This is a genomic window from Blautia sp. HA9023 (assembly GCF_056504095.1).
The window spans coordinates 217086-233444 of the sequence record NZ_JBWLUR010000003.1; the positions used below are offsets into that span (position 1 = coordinate 217086).

Consider the following 16359-nt stretch of genomic DNA (forward strand, 5'->3'; position numbering starts at 1 on the left):
ATAAATACCTCATTTATATATATCAGCGTTCACAGATTTTGTAATTACGTTTGGTAAGAAGCACTTTGGCCTGCTCCAGGGCTGCATCTGTATAAAATTCGATCTTCAGAACGCCATCTTCAAATTCACGGTTGTGGATGATGCCGATATTTTTGATGCTGACCTTTTCTGTTGCAAGAATGGTTGCGATAGTTGCAATGGCACCGGCCTCATCTGCCACATCAATGTAAAGAACATAGGAGCGGGGGATCAGGCTGTTATCTACAATGTCAATGGAATCACGGTAATCCTTGGAACTTGCGAACATGTCAAAAATATTGTCGGCTTCTCTGTTATCAATGGAACAGCGGATCTGGATCAGCATACGGATAAATTCGTCCAGAACTGTGGAAATATTTTTCTGGTTTTCCAGGCAGATTTGCTCCCACATAACTGGTGAAGAAGAAGCGATACGTGTGATATCACGGAAACCACCGGCTGCGATCATTTTCATATACTGGGCATCGTTGTCTAGAAGGTTTACAAGATTGACAAGAGCGGAAGCCACGATATGAGGGAGGTGGCTGACTCCTGCCGTGATGAAATCATGTTCTTCCGCAGTGAGAACAAGAGGGATCGCACCAAGAGAGGAAACCAGTTCCGTAAAATCGGAAATCCGATCCAGAGCAACTTCTCCTCCGGGAGTAACGATATAGTAAGCATTTTCCAGGAGATGATCACTGGAATTGGAAAAACCGCTGCGCTCGGAGCCTGCCATTGGATGGCCGCCGATAAATTTTCCCTCGAGTCCAAGTTCGGTTACCTTTTCGTGGATGATACTTTTTACACTTCCCACATCGGTGAGAATGCAGTTTTCTCCAAGAGAATCCTTGATCTTTTCCATGTACTCCACATTGAATTCTACAGGGGCACAGAGAAAAAGATAATCGCAGTTGTATAATCGCTCATCTTCAATATCGCAGATCCCGTCGATCACATTTAAACTGACTGCCTCTGCCAGAGCGTCTCTGTCTTTGTCAAAGGCAAGCAGGCGATAATCCGGGTGAAATTTTCGTATGGTTCTGGCAATGGAGCCGCCGATCAGCCCAAGGCCGATAAAACCTATGGTTTTCATAGTACTTCAGAGTCCTTTCCGGTTACATTTTACTTTTATTCTTTAATAGTGTAAATCACGACTATATTGTAAAAGAAAGTACGAAAAATGTCAACAAATGTTAGAACGTGTTTGAAAAAGCATTCCCACAATCTGCACGTTCCATTTTGCGGTATATTTTGCCCGAATTCGGTTGTCGTAGCCCGAAACGGGAATATTACCAATGAACAGTAAAAATAATTGGACAGTAATATAAAAAGACTTGAGAAATCAGGGATTTCGGACGTATAATAAGAAAAAATAATGTAGGGTACAGAGGAGAATTTATTATGAAATATCAGTCAGTAATGGATCTGCACACACATACTGTAGCCAGCGGACATGCATACTGTACGCTTCGCGAGATGGCGAAAGCAGCTTCCGATAAGGGGCTTGAGCTTCTGGGAATCACAGAACATGCACCGAAGATGCCCGGAACCTGCCACAAGTTCTATTTTCAGAATATAAAAGTAGTGCCCCGTGAAATGTACGGAATCCAGCTGCTTCTGGGATCAGAGGTAAATATCCTGGATGCTGCAGGAACGGTGGATCTGGCTCAGAAAACCCTGGAAAAGCTGGACGTGGTCATTGCAAGCCTTCATGTGCCATGTATCAAACCGGGCAGCAGACAGGAGAATACAGAAGCCTATCTTAATGTTATGAAAAATCCGTATGTCAATATCATCGGACATCCGGATGACGGAAGATACGATATCGACTATGAGGCGCTTGTACAGGGGGCAAAAGAATATGGTAAAGTTCTGGAGCTTAATAATCACTCCATGGACCCGGACTGTACCCGTGAGAATGCGGTAGAGAACGATACCATTATGCTGAATTACTGCAAAAAATATCAGGTACCTGTGGTTATGGACAGCGATGCCCATTTTGATCTTCTGATCGGAGAATTTGACCTTGCCAGAGCCCTTCTGACAAAACTGGATTTTCCGGAAGATCTGGTACTGAACCGTTCCGTGGATGCCGTGAAAAAATATGTAAACCGTACATTCTGACAGGGGGGACAGAATGTACAGGCTTTTCTCTTAAAAGATATAGAAGATACAGAAAAATAGAAAAAATCCTGAAAGAATACCTGATTTTGCAAAATGCTGAGAAAACATATCCGGATTCTTTCGGGATTTTTTTATGTAAAAATCAGATACTTTCGCCATGTACTACAACGAATTGACGGTATAACTAAAAACTTTCTGAAAAAAAGTTGTCAAAATTGAATAAAATACTTGAAATTTGCATGGAAATTTAGTAAAATGTGAACATATTAAGTAAGACAAACAGGGAGGTATTACATATGGACGTTTTCAGAACAGACCGAATCAGAAATGTAGTCCTATTAGGTCATGGTGGCGCAGGTAAAACAACACTGGCTGAGGCAATGGCTTATCTGGCAGGTATGACAAACAGACTCGGACGTGTTGAGGATGGCAATACTGTCAGCGATTATGACAAGGAAGAAATAAAGAGACATTTTTCCATCACAACTTCTTTGATTCCGGTACCATGGGATAAGATGAAGGTAAATGTACTGGATACTCCCGGATATTTCGATTTTGTGGGAGAAGTTGAGGAAGCCGTCAGTGCAGCAGATGCAGCGATCATCGTTGTTTCCGGTAAGGCCGGTGTTCAGGTTGGAACACAGAAGGCATGGAATCTCTGCGAGAAATATAAACTTCCGCGAATGATCTTTGTTACCGATATGGACGTGGATGATGTCAGCTATCGTGAGGTCGTGGAAGAGCTGACAGAGCTGTATGGCAAGAGGATCGCTCCTCTTCATTTCCCGATCCGTGAAGACGGTAAGTTTGTAGGTTATGTCAATGTTGTGAAACAGGCCGGAAGAAGATACATTGACAAGGCCGGTAAAGAAGAATGCCCGGTTCCGGACTATCTGACCGAATATCTTGAGAAATATCATGAAACTCTGATGGAGTCTGTTGCAGAGACAAGTGAAGAGTTTATGGACCGTTATTTTGAGGGAGATACCTTCTCCGTAGCAGAGGTTTCAGCCGCTATTGCAACCAATGTACAGGATGGAAGTATTGTTCCGGTATGCATGGGATCACCGGTGAACCTTCGCGGTGTATCTAACCTTCTGGATGATATCTGCGGTTACTTCCCAAGCCCAAGCGGACGTTCCTGCAATGGTATCGCACAGAAGACTAACGAGATCTTTGAGGCCAATTATGACTTTGCCAAGGCAAAATCCGCCTATGTATTTAAGACCATCGCGGATCCGTTCCTTGGTAAATATTCTCTGATCAAGGTATGCTCCGGTGTGCTGAAATCCGATGATACACTTCTTAATGTAGAGAAAGGAACAGAGGAGCGTGTAAACAAGCTTTATGTCATGGAAGGTTCCAAACCGATTGAAGTTCCGGAGCTTTTTGCAGGGGATATCGGTGCCATTGCCAAGCTTGGCAGTGTACAGACCGGTGACAGCCTTGCAACCAAGGCGAATCCGATCCTTTATCCAAAGGCTATACTTTCCACACCATATACATATAAGAGATTTAAGGCAGTGAAAAAGGGCGACGAGGATAAGATCGCACAGTCCCTTGCCAAGATGATGACAGAGGACAGAACACTGAAGGTTGTCAATGACAGTGCAAACCGTCAGAGCCTGATCTACGGTATGGGTGATCAGCATCTTGATATCGTTGTCAGCAAGCTGAAGGAGCGCTATAAAGTGGATGTGGAGCTTTCCAAACCGAAGGTTCCGTTCCGTGAAACACTCCGTAAGAATTCAGATGTAGAAGGCAAACATAAGAAACAGTCCGGCGGACACGGACAGTATGGCCACGTTAAGATGCGCTTTGAGCCATCTGGCGATCTGGAGACACCTTATGTATTTGAGCAGGTAGTTGTAGGTGGTGCAGTTCCGAAGAACTACTTCCCTGCAGTTGAAAAAGGTCTTCAGGAATGCGTTCTGAAAGGCCCTCTGGCTGCATATCCGGTAGTTGGTGTGAAAGCAACCCTTTATGATGGATCTTATCATCCGGTAGATTCTTCTGAGATGGCATTTAAGATGGCAACGATCCTTGCCTTCAAGAAGGGCTTTATGGAGGCTTCTCCTGTACTTCTTGAGCCGATCATCTCCATGAAGGTTACAGTTCCGGATAAATATACCGGTGATGTTATGGGAGATCTGAACAAGAGACGTGGTCGTGTTCTCGGAATGAATCCGGACCACGAAGGAAATACCATCATTGAGGCAGATGTTCCGCTTCTTGAAATCTATGGTTATTCCACTGTCCTTCGTTCCATGACCGGTGGAAGCGGAGATTTCTCCTATGAATTTGCACGCTATGAGCAGGCTCCTAATGATATCCAGGAGAAAGAGATCGCGGCACGCGCAAGCAAGGTTGACGGTGCTGACGAATAAACAGAGATATTTTTTGAGGGCAGAATAAAGAGTTGACAGGCTGCAGCATTTGCTGTAGCCTGTTTTTAGATGCGTTCGTGAATAAGCAGTCAGAGAAACGAATTGCGCTTATACAGGTTATTGAAGTATGAGCAAAAAAGAAAAGAGAGAGGACAAAAAATGTTAGTATGTGATTATATTGTGGAACAGATTGACGGAGATTATGCACATTTGAAGCGTGTGGATCAGCCGGAGGAGGAACTGAAAGTAGTTGCCAGAGCATTACTTCCGGCAGAAATCTATGAGGGCTGTGAGCTTCATTATGAGCTGATGCAGTATTCAATGAAATGATAAGGCTGCAGGATATCGCGGATATGGCAGGTGTCAGTCGTACAACCGTATCCAATGTGATCAATGGAAATACAAAACGGGTTTCACAGAGCACCATTGACCGGATCACGGCGATCCTGAAGGAGCAGAATTATGTTCCCCACATGGGATCTGTGATGCTATCCGGACACGGCTCAAGGATCATTGGAGTGGTTCTTGGTTTTTCCTTCATTCATGGTATGCAGTCTCTGCAGGATTCTTTTGTGGGAGAGATCACCGGAACGCTGCAGGTCGAAGCAGAAAACAGAGGCTATTATATTATGCTCATTGGCGGTGAACGGATCGATAATGTGGTAGATATGGCATCCCGTTGGAATGTAGAGGGTCTTATCATTATAGGGTATAATGAAGAACAGTATCATCAGCTTTCCAGAAAGCTGAATAAAAAAATGGTATTGATCGATGCCTATCCGAAGGGTGGATATAGCTTTCAGAATGTAGGAGTGGATGATTATTCCGGCGGATATCAGATCGGGGAATATCTGCATTCCTGTGGATACCACCGGGCACTTTTTGTTGCGGAAACAGAGCAGGACAGTGATTATGCCAGATGGCTTGGATTCAAACAGGCTATGGAAAAAAATGGCGGCTTCTGCAGCCGCTCCCGCTATGTGGTGGTTCCCCAGGAACCCCGGCGCAGACTGAAAAAATATGAAGAGCTACTGCCTCATTTTCTGGAGACAAAGGCTCTGGCATTTTCTTCGGATTACACAGCTGTGGAGGCCATCAATTTTTTTACAGACAGGGGAATCCGGATTCCGGATCAGATTTCCATTACCGGCTTTGATGATAATTTTTATGCGCAGATCGTCAGGCCAAAGCTGACCACCATTCATCAGGATGTTCATCAGAAAGCAGTTCTTGCCTTACGGAAGCTGCTTCTTATGGCAGAGGGAAAGGAACCTGCCAAAAAAAATGTAAAAAGCCCTGTCTGGCTTGTAAAGAGAGATTCTGTAAAAGAGTAGCAGGATCTCTTTTTTTATGTTGTGATGACTTTTCCTGGCACATCATCGAAATACGGTTGGAAATTATTTTTAGGGGCCAGTAGTGCTTTATTGTTAAAACTGCATAAAAAAAACAGAAAAGTTTGGCAGTAATTTAAGTTTCACGAGAAACTTGTTGATTTTAAAGGGTGGATAGGATATGCTGATTTCAGAATCAACAGAAAAAGGAGGCAATTTACCATGAAAAAAAACTGGTGGAAAGAAAGCGTGGTATATCAGATTTATCCGAGAAGTTTTAAGGACAGCAACGGAGACGGAATTGGTGATATTCCCGGAATTATAGAAAAACTGAACTATCTGAAGGAGCTGGGAGTAAATGTTCTCTGGATCTCACCCATGCTGGAATCCCCGCAGGATGACAATGGCTATGATATTTCCGATTACCGCAGGATCTATAAAGAATATGGAACCATGGAGGATTATGAAAAGCTTCTTGAAGAAGCGCATAAACGGGGCATTAAGATCCTCATGGATCTGGTCGTAAACCATACTTCCGATGAACACAACTGGTTTATTGAAAGTAGGAAATCCAAAGATAATCCTTACAGGGATTACTATATCTGGAGAGAGCCGGTGAATGGAAAAGAACCGAATAACTGGGGAAGTGCGTTCGGAGGCCCTGCATGGGAATATGATCCTCAGACAGAGATGTATTATCTTCACCTGTTTTCCAGAAAGCAGCCGGATCTGAACTGGGAAAATGAAAAGGTTCGTCAGGAAGTTTACGATATGATGAATTTCTGGTGTGAAAAAGGAATCGACGGTTTCCGAATGGACGTGATCAGCATGATCTCCAAGGATCAGTCATATCCGGATGGAGAAATGAATGGAGGATTATACGGTGATTTTGGTCCTTACTGCGTCCATGGTCCGAGGATCCATGAGTTTCTTCAGGAAATGAACAGAGAGGTTTTATCCCGATACGATGTGATGACAGTTGGAGAAACCTCCGGTGTGACTATCGAAGAGGCACAGAAATATGCAGGTGAGGACAGAAATGAGCTGAACATGGTGTTTCAGTTTGAGCATGTAGAGGATCAGGGATCAGACCATGGTAAATGGACTACCGAGAAATACAATTTCCAGGAATTTAAAAAGGTTATGATCAAATGGCAGGAAGAGCTTGCGGGAAAAGCATGGAACAGTCTGTTTCTTGGAAATCATGACCAGCCAAGAAGTGTTTCCAGATTTGGAAATGATAATCCTGCATACAGGGAAACTTCAGCCAAGATGCTGGCAACCTGTCTTCATATGATGCAGGGAACTCCTTATGTTTATCAGGGAGAAGAGCTTGGAATGACCAATGCTTATTTTACAGAGCTTAAGGATTATCGTGATATCGAGAGTATTCAGTATTTCCATGAATATACAGAAGCAGGTATTTATACACCGGAATATATGATGAAGTGCCTGATGCTGAGAGGACGTGACAATGCCAGAACACCAATGCAGTGGGAGGATTCTCATCAGGCCGGCTTTACGGAGGGAACGCCATGGATCAGGGTAAACTCCAATTATAAGGAGATCAATGCGAAGCAGCAGCTTTCGGATCCGGATTCCATTTTCCATTATTATCAGAAGCTGATCCGTTTAAGAAAAGAAAAACCGGTGATCGTTTACGGTGCATTTGAGGCACTTTATAGAGATCATGATCAGATTTTTGCATATACCAGAACCCTTGAGGGAGAGAAGCTTCTTACAGTCTGCAATTTCAGTGAGCATGTGGCAGAAATGGAAATCCCGGAAGAATTTCAGAAAAATGCAGAATGCCTGATCACCAATCTTGGAAGAAAGGATTTTGGGAAGAAAGTGGTCCTGAAACCTTATGAGGCATTTGTTCTTTACAAAAATCTGTAACAGGAGAGGGAAAAATGATAAAAAAATATGTATATGGAGAGCCCTTTGAGACTGAGGCACTGACAGAAAACATTGAGACAGCAGAAGGAAAGCCAGGATATGGAGAAATCTGTGCAGAAGATGGATTTTCTTTTACTTATATCATGGATGAAGAGGATATCGTCTACGGATTGGGAGAATCCAACCGCGGTATCAATAAGAGAGGATTCATTTACACCAGTAACTGTACCGATGATCCGGAGCATACAGAGGATAAACATTCCCTGTACGGTGCACATAATCTTATCATTGTGTCCGGAAAAGAAACCTTTGGAATGTTTTTTGACTATCCGGCAGCGATCACCTTTGACATTGGCTATACCAGAATGGATACCATGAAGGTAACCTGCGAAAATGCAGACCTGAAGCTTTATGTGATCGAGGGAGAGAGTCCCTATGATATTGTAAAGCAGTTCCGTCATGTGATCGGAAGAAGCTATATCCCGCCGAAATTTGCCTTTGGCTTTGGACAGAGCAGATGGGGCTATACTACAAAAGAAGATTTCAGGAAGGTTGCAGCCGGGTATCGTGAAAATCATATTCCTATTGATATGATCTATATGGATATCGATTATATGCAGTCTTATAAGGACTTTACATTAAACGAAGAGAATTTTCAGGATTTTCCGGAGTTTGTGAAGGAACTGAAGGATCAGGATATCCGTCTGATTCCTATCATTGATGCCGGTGTCAAGGTAGAGCCGGGATACGATGTTTATGAGGAGGGTGTTAAAAACCGTTATTTCTGCCAGAGAGAGGACGGCAGTGATTTTGTGGCTGCTGTATGGCCGGGAGATACCCATTTTCCGGATGTGCTGAACAAAGATGCCAGAAAGTGGTTCGGTGATAAATACCGTTTCCTGATCGAAAAAGGAATCGATGGTTTCTGGAATGATATGAACGAGCCGGCGATCTTCTATTCCACAGAGGGAATGAAAGAGGTTAAAGAGCTTGCCGGGGAATTTGCAAAAGATACGGAGGGAAAGATCCATATCTGGAAGATGCAGAGTGCACTTCGCAATGTTGCAAACAATCCGGAAGATTATCGGAGATTTTACCATAATGTGGATGGCAGAAAGATCCGCCATGACAAAGTCCATAACCTGTTTGGCTACAATATGACCAGAGCAGCAGGTGAGGCTTTTGAACGGATCGATCCGGAAAAACGTTTTCTGATGTTCTCCAGATCATCCTATATTGGTATGCATCGTTATGGTGGGATCTGGACCGGCGATAATAAATCCTGGTGGGCTCATATCCTTTTGAACCTGAAGATGATGCCATCTCTGAATATGTGTGGTTTCCTGTATGCAGGAGCAGATCTGGGTGGATTTAGCGCTGATACAACAAGAGAACTGCTGCTTCGTTTCCTGGCACTTGGAGTATTCACACCGCTGATGCGTGATCATACAGCAATCGGTACCAGAGAGCAGGAATGCTACCAGTTTGAAAATGTGGAAGATTTCCGTCATGTGATCGGTGTAAGATATCGTCTTATTCCATATCTTTACAGTGAATATATGAAGGCGGCTCTGAACGACGATATGTATTTCCGGCCGTTGGGCTTTGTTTATCCGGAGGATAAGATTGCTGTACATGTGGAAGACCAGCTGCTTCTTGGAAATGAGATCATGATCGCTCCGGTTTATGAACAGAACGCAAGGGGCCGTTATGTATATCTTCCGGAGGAGATGAAGTTTGTGAAATTCCTTCCGGGCGGAACCATTGCAGAGGAGATCCTTGAAAAGGGTATTCATTATGTAGAGGTGGCACTGAATGAGATTCCGTTGTTTATCCGGAAGGGAAAATGTATTCCGGTTGCAGAAGCAGCGGAATGTGTGGCAGCTCTGGATACAAAAAATATGCAGCTTCTCGGATATGAAGGTGCGGAGTATACCTTATATGAGGACGATGGGGTCCATAAGGATTACGACAGAGAAGAAAATTATCGTGTTCTGAAAAAATAAAGTCAGCAAAATGAAATATAAATTTCTGTGTTACATCATTTACGTTAAACAGTATAAAGAATACAGGATGTGAACAGTTGATAAGCAGAAAAGCCGTAAGTATATGTAAAAGTTTCTTAAACATATATCTTACGGCTTTTGCTACTGCTACTTTACATAAAATATTTTATGTAAAGTAATTTGCATTCTGTTTAAATAACACTTCAGAAAGATTTGTTTATGCTTCTTCCTCAATCTTGATAACATTTTTCAGTGCAGAGCAACATGCCATGTCACCGATAACATTGACACAGGTGGCGCCCATATCACAGAGGGTATTGATGCTGATATAAACACCAAGAACTCCGGCAGGAAGTCCGGCCATAGTTGCCAGTGCTGCGAAAGATGCGATAGCACCACCGGGAACACCTGGAGTACCAACGGAAAGCAGTACGTTTGCAAGAAGGATAATGATCATAAGAGGAATACTTACATGGATTCCGCAGGCGTTTGCAAAGAACATGATCATAAAGGACATCAGGATAGATACAGCATCCATATTAACGGTAGCACCAAGAGGAATGGCGATGCTGGTGATCTGGTTGGATACGCCCATTTCTTCTTCCATACACTGCTTGCTTAATGGAATGGTTGCGGAGCTTGAGCAGGTTCCGAAGGCGTTCAGTGCTGCTGGCAGGATCGCTTTCAGGAATTTCAGCGGGCTTTGTTTGCCGATCAGCTTTACAGAGAGACCGGTACACTACAATAGCGAAGCCAAAGAATGCCACATACAGAATGAGCAAGCTGTGTTGCAAGGGAAATGATCGTTTCAGTTCCGTTGGCTTCCACAACTGGTACGATGGTACAGAAAACACCGATGGGTGTAAAGTACATGATGGTTGTGATGATTTTCAGACATACTTCATTAACGGAATCGATCAGATTCAGGAATGGAGTTCCTTTTTCACCGACTGCGATCAGTGTGAAACCAATGATTAGGGCAAACACCAGAACCTGAAGGCATGTTTCCGTTGGCAAATGCAGCGATGGGGTTGGACGGGATCAGGTTTTTCAGTGTGTCCAGGATGCTGCTCATCTTAGTAGCCTGGATATCTGAGGTTGCCATCTCGAATTTTACGCCTTCACCGAGGTGAATAAGGCGAGGGATGATCAGTCCACACAGGCTGGCAAGTGCCGTTGTGCAGAGGAAATAGATCATGGATGCAGCTGTGATCTTACCGGTAGTATGTGCATTTCCGATGGAACAGATTCCAATGACAATGGAGCAGAAGACCATCGGAAAGATCATCATGTTCAGGGCGTTCATGTAGATACTTCCGATCAGGCTGGTTACAGTGAGGACGGGTTCAAACCGTCCGGCCAGGAAAAGTCCTGTGAGGATACCCAGAATCAGTCCTGTGAAGATCGCACCGGTAATATGCTTCCGGTACCAGGAATAAAAAGATTTCATTTACGTGTTCCCTCCTAAAATATGTGTGGTATGTATAATATAGGAAAATACATGAAAAAAATTATATCATGTGGAAAAAGAAGCGTCAACAAAACAGGGCCAAATCTGCCGGATTATGCGTATTTTGATGGAAAAGAGCTGTTTTTGGATTTCTGTTTGACAAATACATCATAAGTAGTTAAAATTAAAAGCAGTGTGTGAAAGCATTAAAGTATTAATACTGAGTAATTTGTCAGGAGGAATAAAAAAATGGCTGCACCTTATAACCATAGAGCCATCGAAGCGAAATGGCGCACAAACTGGGAAAAGAAGCCGGTAAATGTCAATGACGGCAAGAAACCGAAATATTACTGCCTGGATATGTTCCCGTATCCGTCCGGAAACGGTCTTCACGTAGGACACTGGAGAGGTTATGTTATCTCTGATGTATGGAGCCGTTATAAAATGCTTCAGGGTTATTACCTGATCCATCCGATGGGATGGGACGCTTTTGGACTTCCGGCTGAGAACTATGCCATCAAGATGGGCGTTCATCCGGCAGTATCCACAGCAGCAAACATCAAGAACATCAAACGTCAGATCAACGATATCGCAGCAATCTATGACTGGGATATGGAAGTAAATACAACAGACCCTGATTTCTATAAATGGACACAGTGGATCTTTGTAAAAATGTTCAAAGAAGGCCTTGCATATGAGAAGGAGTTCCCAATCAACTGGTGTCCTTCCTGTAAAACAGGTCTTGCAAACGAAGAGGTTGTAAACGGATGCTGTGAGCGTTGCGGTACACCGGTTACCAAGAAGAACCTTCGTCAGTGGATGCTCCGCATCACAAAATATGCAGACAGACTTTTAAATGACCTGGACAAACTGGACTGGCCGGAAAAAGTTAAGAAGATGCAGACAGACTGGATCGGTAAATCCTACGGTGCAGAGGTAGATTTCCCGGTTGAAGGAAGAGATGAGAAGATCACCGTCTATACAACAAGACCGGATACTCTTCACGGAGCAACATTCATGGTACTTGCACCGGAGCATGCTCTTGCGAAATCTCTTGCAACAGACGAGACAAGAGAGGCTGTAGAGAAATATATCTTTGATGCTTCCATGAAATCCAATGTAGACCGTCTTCAGGATAAAGAGAAGACCGGTGTGTTCACAGGTACTTATGCGATCAATCCGCTGAACGGCGAGAAGCTTCCAATCTGGCTTTCTGACTATGTACTTGCTGATTATGGTACAGGTGCTATCATGTGTGTACCTGCTCATGATGACCGTGACTTTGAGTTCGCAAAGAAATTCGATATTCCGATCATCCAGGTTATCGCAAAAGACGGTAAAGAAATCCAGGATATGACAGAAGCTTACACAGAGGCTGCCGGAACCATGATCAACTCCGGTGAGTGGAACGGAATGGAATCTTCCGTACTGAAGAAGGAAGCACCGCATATCATCGAGAAGCTGGGTATCGGACGTAAGACTGTCAATTACAAACTGAGAGACTGGGTATTCTCCCGTCAGCGTTATTGGGGTGAGCCGATCCCGATCGTACACTGCCCGAAATGCGGTGCGGTACCGGTACCGGAGGATCAGCTTCCGTTAAGACTTCCGGAGGTAGAGAGCTATCAGCCTACAGGAACCGGAGAGTCACCTCTTGCAGCTATTGACGAGTGGGTGAATACCACATGCCCATGCTGTGGTGCTCCTGCAAAACGTGAGACAAACACCATGCCTCAGTGGGCAGGATCTTCCTGGTATTTCCTCCGTTATGTAGATAATAAGAATAATAAAGAACTGGTTTCCAAAGAGAAAGCGGACAAATATCTGCCGGTAGATATGTATATCGGTGGTGTAGAGCATGCGGTTCTTCACCTTCTGTACTCCAGATTCTACACCAAGTTCCTGTATGATATCGGAGCGATTGATTTCGATGAGCCGTTTGTCAAGCTGTTCAACCAGGGTATGATTACAGGTAAAAACGGAATCAAGATGAGTAAATCCAAAGGAAATGTTATTTCACCGGATGATCTTGTAAATGATTACGGATGTGATTCCTTACGTATGTATGAGCTGTTCGTAGGACCGCCGGAACTGGATGCAGAATGGGATGACAGAGGAATCGATGGTGTATCCAGATTCCTGAAACGTTTCTGGAATCTGGCTCTTGACAGCATTGAGAAAGATATCCCGGCTACCAAAGAGATGGAGAAGACCCGTCATAAGATGGTATACGATATCACCAGCAGACTTGAGGCCTTCAGCCTGAATACCGTAGTGTCCGGATTTATGGAATACACAAACAAGCTGATCGCTATCGCAAAGCAGAACGACGGTGCTGTTGACAAAGAGACCATCGAGACAGCTACCATTCTTCTTGCTCCGTTTGTTCCTCATATTGCAGAGGAGATCTGGGAGAAGCTTGGACATGAGGATTCCATTTTCCATGCTCAGTGGCCGGCTCACGATGAGGAGCTTATGAAGGATGATGAGATCGAGGTTCCGGTTCAGATCAACGGCAAGACCAAGGCTGTTATCAGTATTCCGGCAGAGATCTCCAAAGAAGATGCGATCGCCGAAGGAAAGAAGGCAGTTGCAGATAAGATTTCCGGAAATATCATCAAAGAGATTTATGTACCGAAGAAGATCATCAATATCGTAGTAAAGTAATAAGATAAATTAAAAACACCCGAAGCAGGGCGGAAGATATTTCTGCCATTGCCAGGGTGTTTTTTATATAGACAAATATCGTGAAATCAGTAAGCATGCACAAAAATAACAAATGTTATTTAGAAGAAATGCCAAAAATATTTAGGCATTTTAATAGATTTGCCTAGTTTTTGGTCATACCAATTATATTGTCTATTGTTATTCAAATGGAAAAAACGTACAGTAACACCATGAGTCAGGCAAAGACAGTAAGAAAGCTTTGTTACTCGAAATGCAGTGTGACGGAATGAGGATGTCCGTTTAGCTAGATTGCATATTTACATTGAGAGAAATAAGGAGAGATAGTATGAGCGCAATGAACACACTTAAGAAATTCGGACTGGAACAGGCATTCAACTATGTTTATAAAGATCCGGATAAGAATTTTATCAAGATCATGGACTGGGCAGATAAATTTTCCGGTGGTGGATTTCCTACACAGAGAGCAATGATCCGCGAAGCCATTTCTGATCCGGAACATCCGTATTATCCGTTTATTCATAGATTGGTAACTGATATTGATCCGCATGTTATGAAAACTCTGGTTGCAAACTTTTTTATCAATGCAAATCTTGCAGGCTGGAAGAAACAGGATGAATGCCGTGAGAAATATGGCTGTAATATCCCGTGGGCGATCCTTCTTGACCCAACAAGTGCATGTAACCTGCACTGTACAGGATGCTGGGCAGCAGAGTATGGAAACAAGCTGAACCTCACCTACGATGAGATCGATGACATCATCCGCCAGGGTAAGGAGCTTGGCGTTTATATGTATATTTACACAGGCGGAGAGCCACTTGTAAGAAAAAAGGATCTGATCCGTCTTTGCGAAAAACATAATGACTGTATCTTCCTTTCCTTCACAAATGCCACACTGATCGATGAGGATTTTGCAAATGATATGCTTCGGGTAGGAAACTTTGTTCCTGCGATTTCACTGGAAGGATTTGAGACTGCAACAGATGGCAGAAGAGGAAATGGTGTATACCAGAAGGTTATCAAGGCCATCAATCTTCTCAGAGAGAAGAAGCTTGTATTTGGTATCTCTGCATGTTATACGAGTGCAAATTTCGAGTCTATCACATCAGAGGCATTTTACGACAGCCTGATCGATCTTGGAGCGTACTTTATCTGGTATTTCCATTATATGCCGGTTGGAAATGATGCAGCACCGGAGTTGCTTCCTACTCCTGCACAGAGAAGAGAAACCTATGAGCGTATCCGTAAATACCGTGCAACAAAGCCGTTGTTTGCCATGGATTTCCAGAATGATGCAGAGTTTGTGGGAGGATGTATTGCAGGCGGCCGTCGTTATCTGCATATCAATGCAAATGGTGATATCGATCCATGTGTATTTATCCATTATTCTGATTCCAATATCCGCGAGAAAACACTTCTGGAAGCACTGCAGTCTCCGATGATGATGGCATATCATGACGGACAGCCGTTTAATGACAATATGTACCGCCCATGCCCGATGCTTGAAAATCCACAGAAGCTGAGAGAAATGGTAGAAAAATCCGGAGCACATTCCACAGATCTTCAGTCACCGGAGAGTGCAGAGCATCTCTGTGCAAAATGTGACCGGTATGCTGAAAACTGGAAACCGGTAGCAGAGGAAATGTGGAAGGAAGATCAGGAGAGAAAGGCAGCGAAGAAAGTCTGCTGATCCTGAAACTTAAAAAAACAGAATTTATGAAAGAGCACGGTACTGGAAACAGGTGCCGGTGCTCTTTTTTTGAAAACGGAGTGATCAGACCATGAAAAAAATGATTGATAACATCAGAAAATATCTGCCCGTGGTGTTTCTTTTTGTGCTGCTTTTTTTCTGCATCCGTTACAGAAAGGATCTGTCTGTGGAAAAGATCCTGCGCTATACACCGAAGGAACCTGTTAAGGCAGCATTACTTATGCTTGTGTTTTACGCCGTGAAAAGTGTCTCCTTTGTATTCCCCATTGCAGTTCTGCAGCTGGCTGTAGGACATCTGTTTTCTACAGGAACTGCACTTCTGGTGAACTTTCTGGGAAGAGCAGTTACACTGGCAATTCCTTACTGGATGGGACGTTTTTCCGGCTCTTCCATGGTGGAGAATCTTACTTCCAAATATCCGAAGCTGAAAACAGTGGTGGATTACCAGAACGGAAATCCTTTGTATATTTCTTTTTTTATGAGAACGCTGAATTTTTTGCCCGGGGATGCAGTGAGTCTGTTTCTGGGTGCGGTGAAGATCCCATTTGGAATATATATGCTGGGCGGGATGCTGGGAACACTTCCGGGAGTTATCCTTGCCACGATATTTGGAGCAAATATCAAGAATCCCGGATCACCGGCATTCTGGCTCTCCGCGGTACTTCTTGTGATGATCAGTGTATTCTCGATCCTGATACATAGATATATTTCCGGAAAGAAAAAATAAAAGGGCTTTCTCCTTACT

General features: G+C 43.6%; 14 protein-coding genes. 10 read left to right on the plus strand and 4 right to left on the minus strand.

Going from position 1 to position 16359, the window contains the following annotated elements; all coding sequences use genetic code 11:
* Positions 1-22: 22 nt before the first annotated feature.
* Positions 23-1114 (minus strand): prephenate dehydrogenase, encoded by a 1092-nt coding sequence (locus tag AC04Q6_RS03065; RefSeq protein WP_119247943.1) that lies wholly within the window; start codon positions 1112-1114, stop codon positions 23-25.
* A gap of 87 nt (positions 1115-1201) precedes the next feature.
* Between AC04Q6_RS03065 and AC04Q6_RS03070 the strand changes: the two genes are divergently transcribed.
* From AC04Q6_RS03070 to AC04Q6_RS03100, 7 genes are all read left to right on the plus strand, one after another.
* Positions 1202-1327 carry a DUF6783 domain-containing protein gene (locus AC04Q6_RS03070; RefSeq protein WP_417029149.1) on the plus strand — a complete coding sequence of 42 codons (126 nt, stop codon included), beginning with the start codon at positions 1202-1204 and terminating at the stop codon, positions 1325-1327.
* A gap of 95 nt (positions 1328-1422) precedes the next feature.
* Positions 1423-2145: a phosphatase gene (locus tag AC04Q6_RS03075; protein ID WP_021978086.1), complete on the plus strand. Its 723-nt coding sequence runs from the start codon at positions 1423-1425 to the stop codon at positions 2143-2145.
* A 296-nt stretch (positions 2146-2441) separates the two neighbouring features.
* Positions 2442-4532: an elongation factor G gene (locus AC04Q6_RS03080; protein WP_118070087.1), complete on the plus strand. Its 2091-nt coding sequence runs from the start codon at positions 2442-2444 to the stop codon at positions 4530-4532.
* Between the two features lie 159 nt (positions 4533-4691).
* Positions 4692-4862 carry a hypothetical protein gene (locus AC04Q6_RS03085; RefSeq protein ID WP_015525206.1) on the plus strand — a complete coding sequence of 57 codons (171 nt, stop codon included), beginning with the start codon at positions 4692-4694 and terminating at the stop codon, positions 4860-4862.
* Positions 4859-5866, plus strand: a complete 1008-nt coding sequence (locus tag AC04Q6_RS03090; protein ID WP_118070085.1) for a LacI family DNA-binding transcriptional regulator — start codon at positions 4859-4861, stop codon at positions 5864-5866. Before AC04Q6_RS03085 ends, AC04Q6_RS03090 begins: the two co-directional genes overlap by 4 nt.
* A gap of 219 nt (positions 5867-6085) precedes the next feature.
* The gene (locus AC04Q6_RS03095) at positions 6086-7762 is read left to right on the plus strand and encodes a glycoside hydrolase family 13 protein (protein WP_118070083.1); all 1677 of its coding nucleotides are present in this window, start codon (positions 6086-6088) and stop codon (positions 7760-7762) included.
* Positions 7763-7776: 14 nt separating this feature from the next.
* A complete protein-coding gene (locus tag AC04Q6_RS03100; protein ID WP_118070081.1) occupies positions 7777-9768 on the plus strand; it encodes a glycoside hydrolase family 31 protein in 1992 nt (663 codons plus the stop codon).
* 217 nt (positions 9769-9985) lie between these two features.
* Here the strand turns inward: AC04Q6_RS03100 and AC04Q6_RS03105 are convergent, their stop codons facing one another.
* Genes AC04Q6_RS03105 through AC04Q6_RS03115 form a run of 3 tightly spaced genes read right to left on the minus strand, consistent with a single transcriptional unit; the run spans position 9986 to position 11218 of the window.
* Positions 9986-10486 carry a cation:dicarboxylate symporter family transporter gene (locus AC04Q6_RS03105; RefSeq protein WP_476389528.1) on the minus strand — a complete coding sequence of 167 codons (501 nt, stop codon included), beginning with the start codon at positions 10484-10486 and terminating at the stop codon, positions 9986-9988.
* Between the two features lie 2 nt (positions 10487-10488).
* Positions 10489-10755, minus strand: coding sequence for a cation:dicarboxylate symporter family transporter (locus AC04Q6_RS03110; RefSeq protein ID WP_476389517.1), 267 nt, complete (start codon positions 10753-10755; stop codon positions 10489-10491).
* Entirely contained in the window at positions 10712-11218 is a 507-nt protein-coding gene (locus AC04Q6_RS03115) for a cation:dicarboxylate symporter family transporter (protein WP_476389518.1), read from the minus strand. Before AC04Q6_RS03115 ends, AC04Q6_RS03110 begins: the two co-directional genes overlap by 44 nt.
* Positions 11219-11467: 249 nt before the next feature.
* On the opposite strand from AC04Q6_RS03115, the gene leuS reads away from it, so the two are divergent.
* The 3 genes from leuS (at position 11468) to AC04Q6_RS03130 (ending at position 16341) form a co-directional block, all read left to right on the plus strand.
* The gene (gene leuS, locus AC04Q6_RS03120) at positions 11468-13885 is read left to right on the plus strand and encodes a leucine--tRNA ligase (RefSeq protein WP_118070077.1); all 2418 of its coding nucleotides are present in this window, start codon (positions 11468-11470) and stop codon (positions 13883-13885) included.
* 346 nt (positions 13886-14231) lie between these two features.
* A complete protein-coding gene (locus tag AC04Q6_RS03125) occupies positions 14232-15593 on the plus strand; it encodes a radical SAM/SPASM domain-containing protein (protein ID WP_118070075.1) in 1362 nt (453 codons plus the stop codon).
* A gap of 91 nt (positions 15594-15684) precedes the next feature.
* Positions 15685-16341 (plus strand): TVP38/TMEM64 family protein, encoded by a 657-nt coding sequence (locus tag AC04Q6_RS03130; RefSeq protein WP_118063906.1) that lies wholly within the window; start codon positions 15685-15687, stop codon positions 16339-16341.
* The last annotated feature ends 18 nt before the right edge of the window (positions 16342-16359 follow it).

Coding starts and splice junctions, on each gene's coding strand:
- AC04Q6_RS03065 (WP_119247943.1), bottom strand. CDS start 1,114: ATGAAAACCATAGGTTTTATCGGCCTTGGGCTGATCGGCGGCTCCATT.
- AC04Q6_RS03070 (WP_417029149.1), top strand. CDS start 1,202: ATGTCAACAAATGTTAGAACGTGTTTGAAAAAGCATTCCCACAATCTG.
- AC04Q6_RS03075 (WP_021978086.1), top strand. CDS start 1,423: ATGAAATATCAGTCAGTAATGGATCTGCACACACATACTGTAGCCAGC.
- AC04Q6_RS03080 (WP_118070087.1), top strand. CDS start 2,442: ATGGACGTTTTCAGAACAGACCGAATCAGAAATGTAGTCCTATTAGGT.
- AC04Q6_RS03085 (WP_015525206.1), top strand. CDS start 4,692: ATGTTAGTATGTGATTATATTGTGGAACAGATTGACGGAGATTATGCA.
- AC04Q6_RS03090 (WP_118070085.1), top strand. CDS start 4,859: ATGATAAGGCTGCAGGATATCGCGGATATGGCAGGTGTCAGTCGTACA.
- AC04Q6_RS03095 (WP_118070083.1), top strand. CDS start 6,086: ATGAAAAAAAACTGGTGGAAAGAAAGCGTGGTATATCAGATTTATCCG.
- AC04Q6_RS03100 (WP_118070081.1), top strand. CDS start 7,777: ATGATAAAAAAATATGTATATGGAGAGCCCTTTGAGACTGAGGCACTG.
- AC04Q6_RS03115 (WP_476389518.1), bottom strand. CDS start 11,218: ATGAAATCTTTTTATTCCTGGTACCGGAAGCATATTACCGGTGCGATC.
- leuS (WP_118070077.1), top strand. CDS start 11,468: ATGGCTGCACCTTATAACCATAGAGCCATCGAAGCGAAATGGCGCACA.
- AC04Q6_RS03125 (WP_118070075.1), top strand. CDS start 14,232: ATGAGCGCAATGAACACACTTAAGAAATTCGGACTGGAACAGGCATTC.
- AC04Q6_RS03130 (WP_118063906.1), top strand. CDS start 15,685: ATGAAAAAAATGATTGATAACATCAGAAAATATCTGCCCGTGGTGTTT.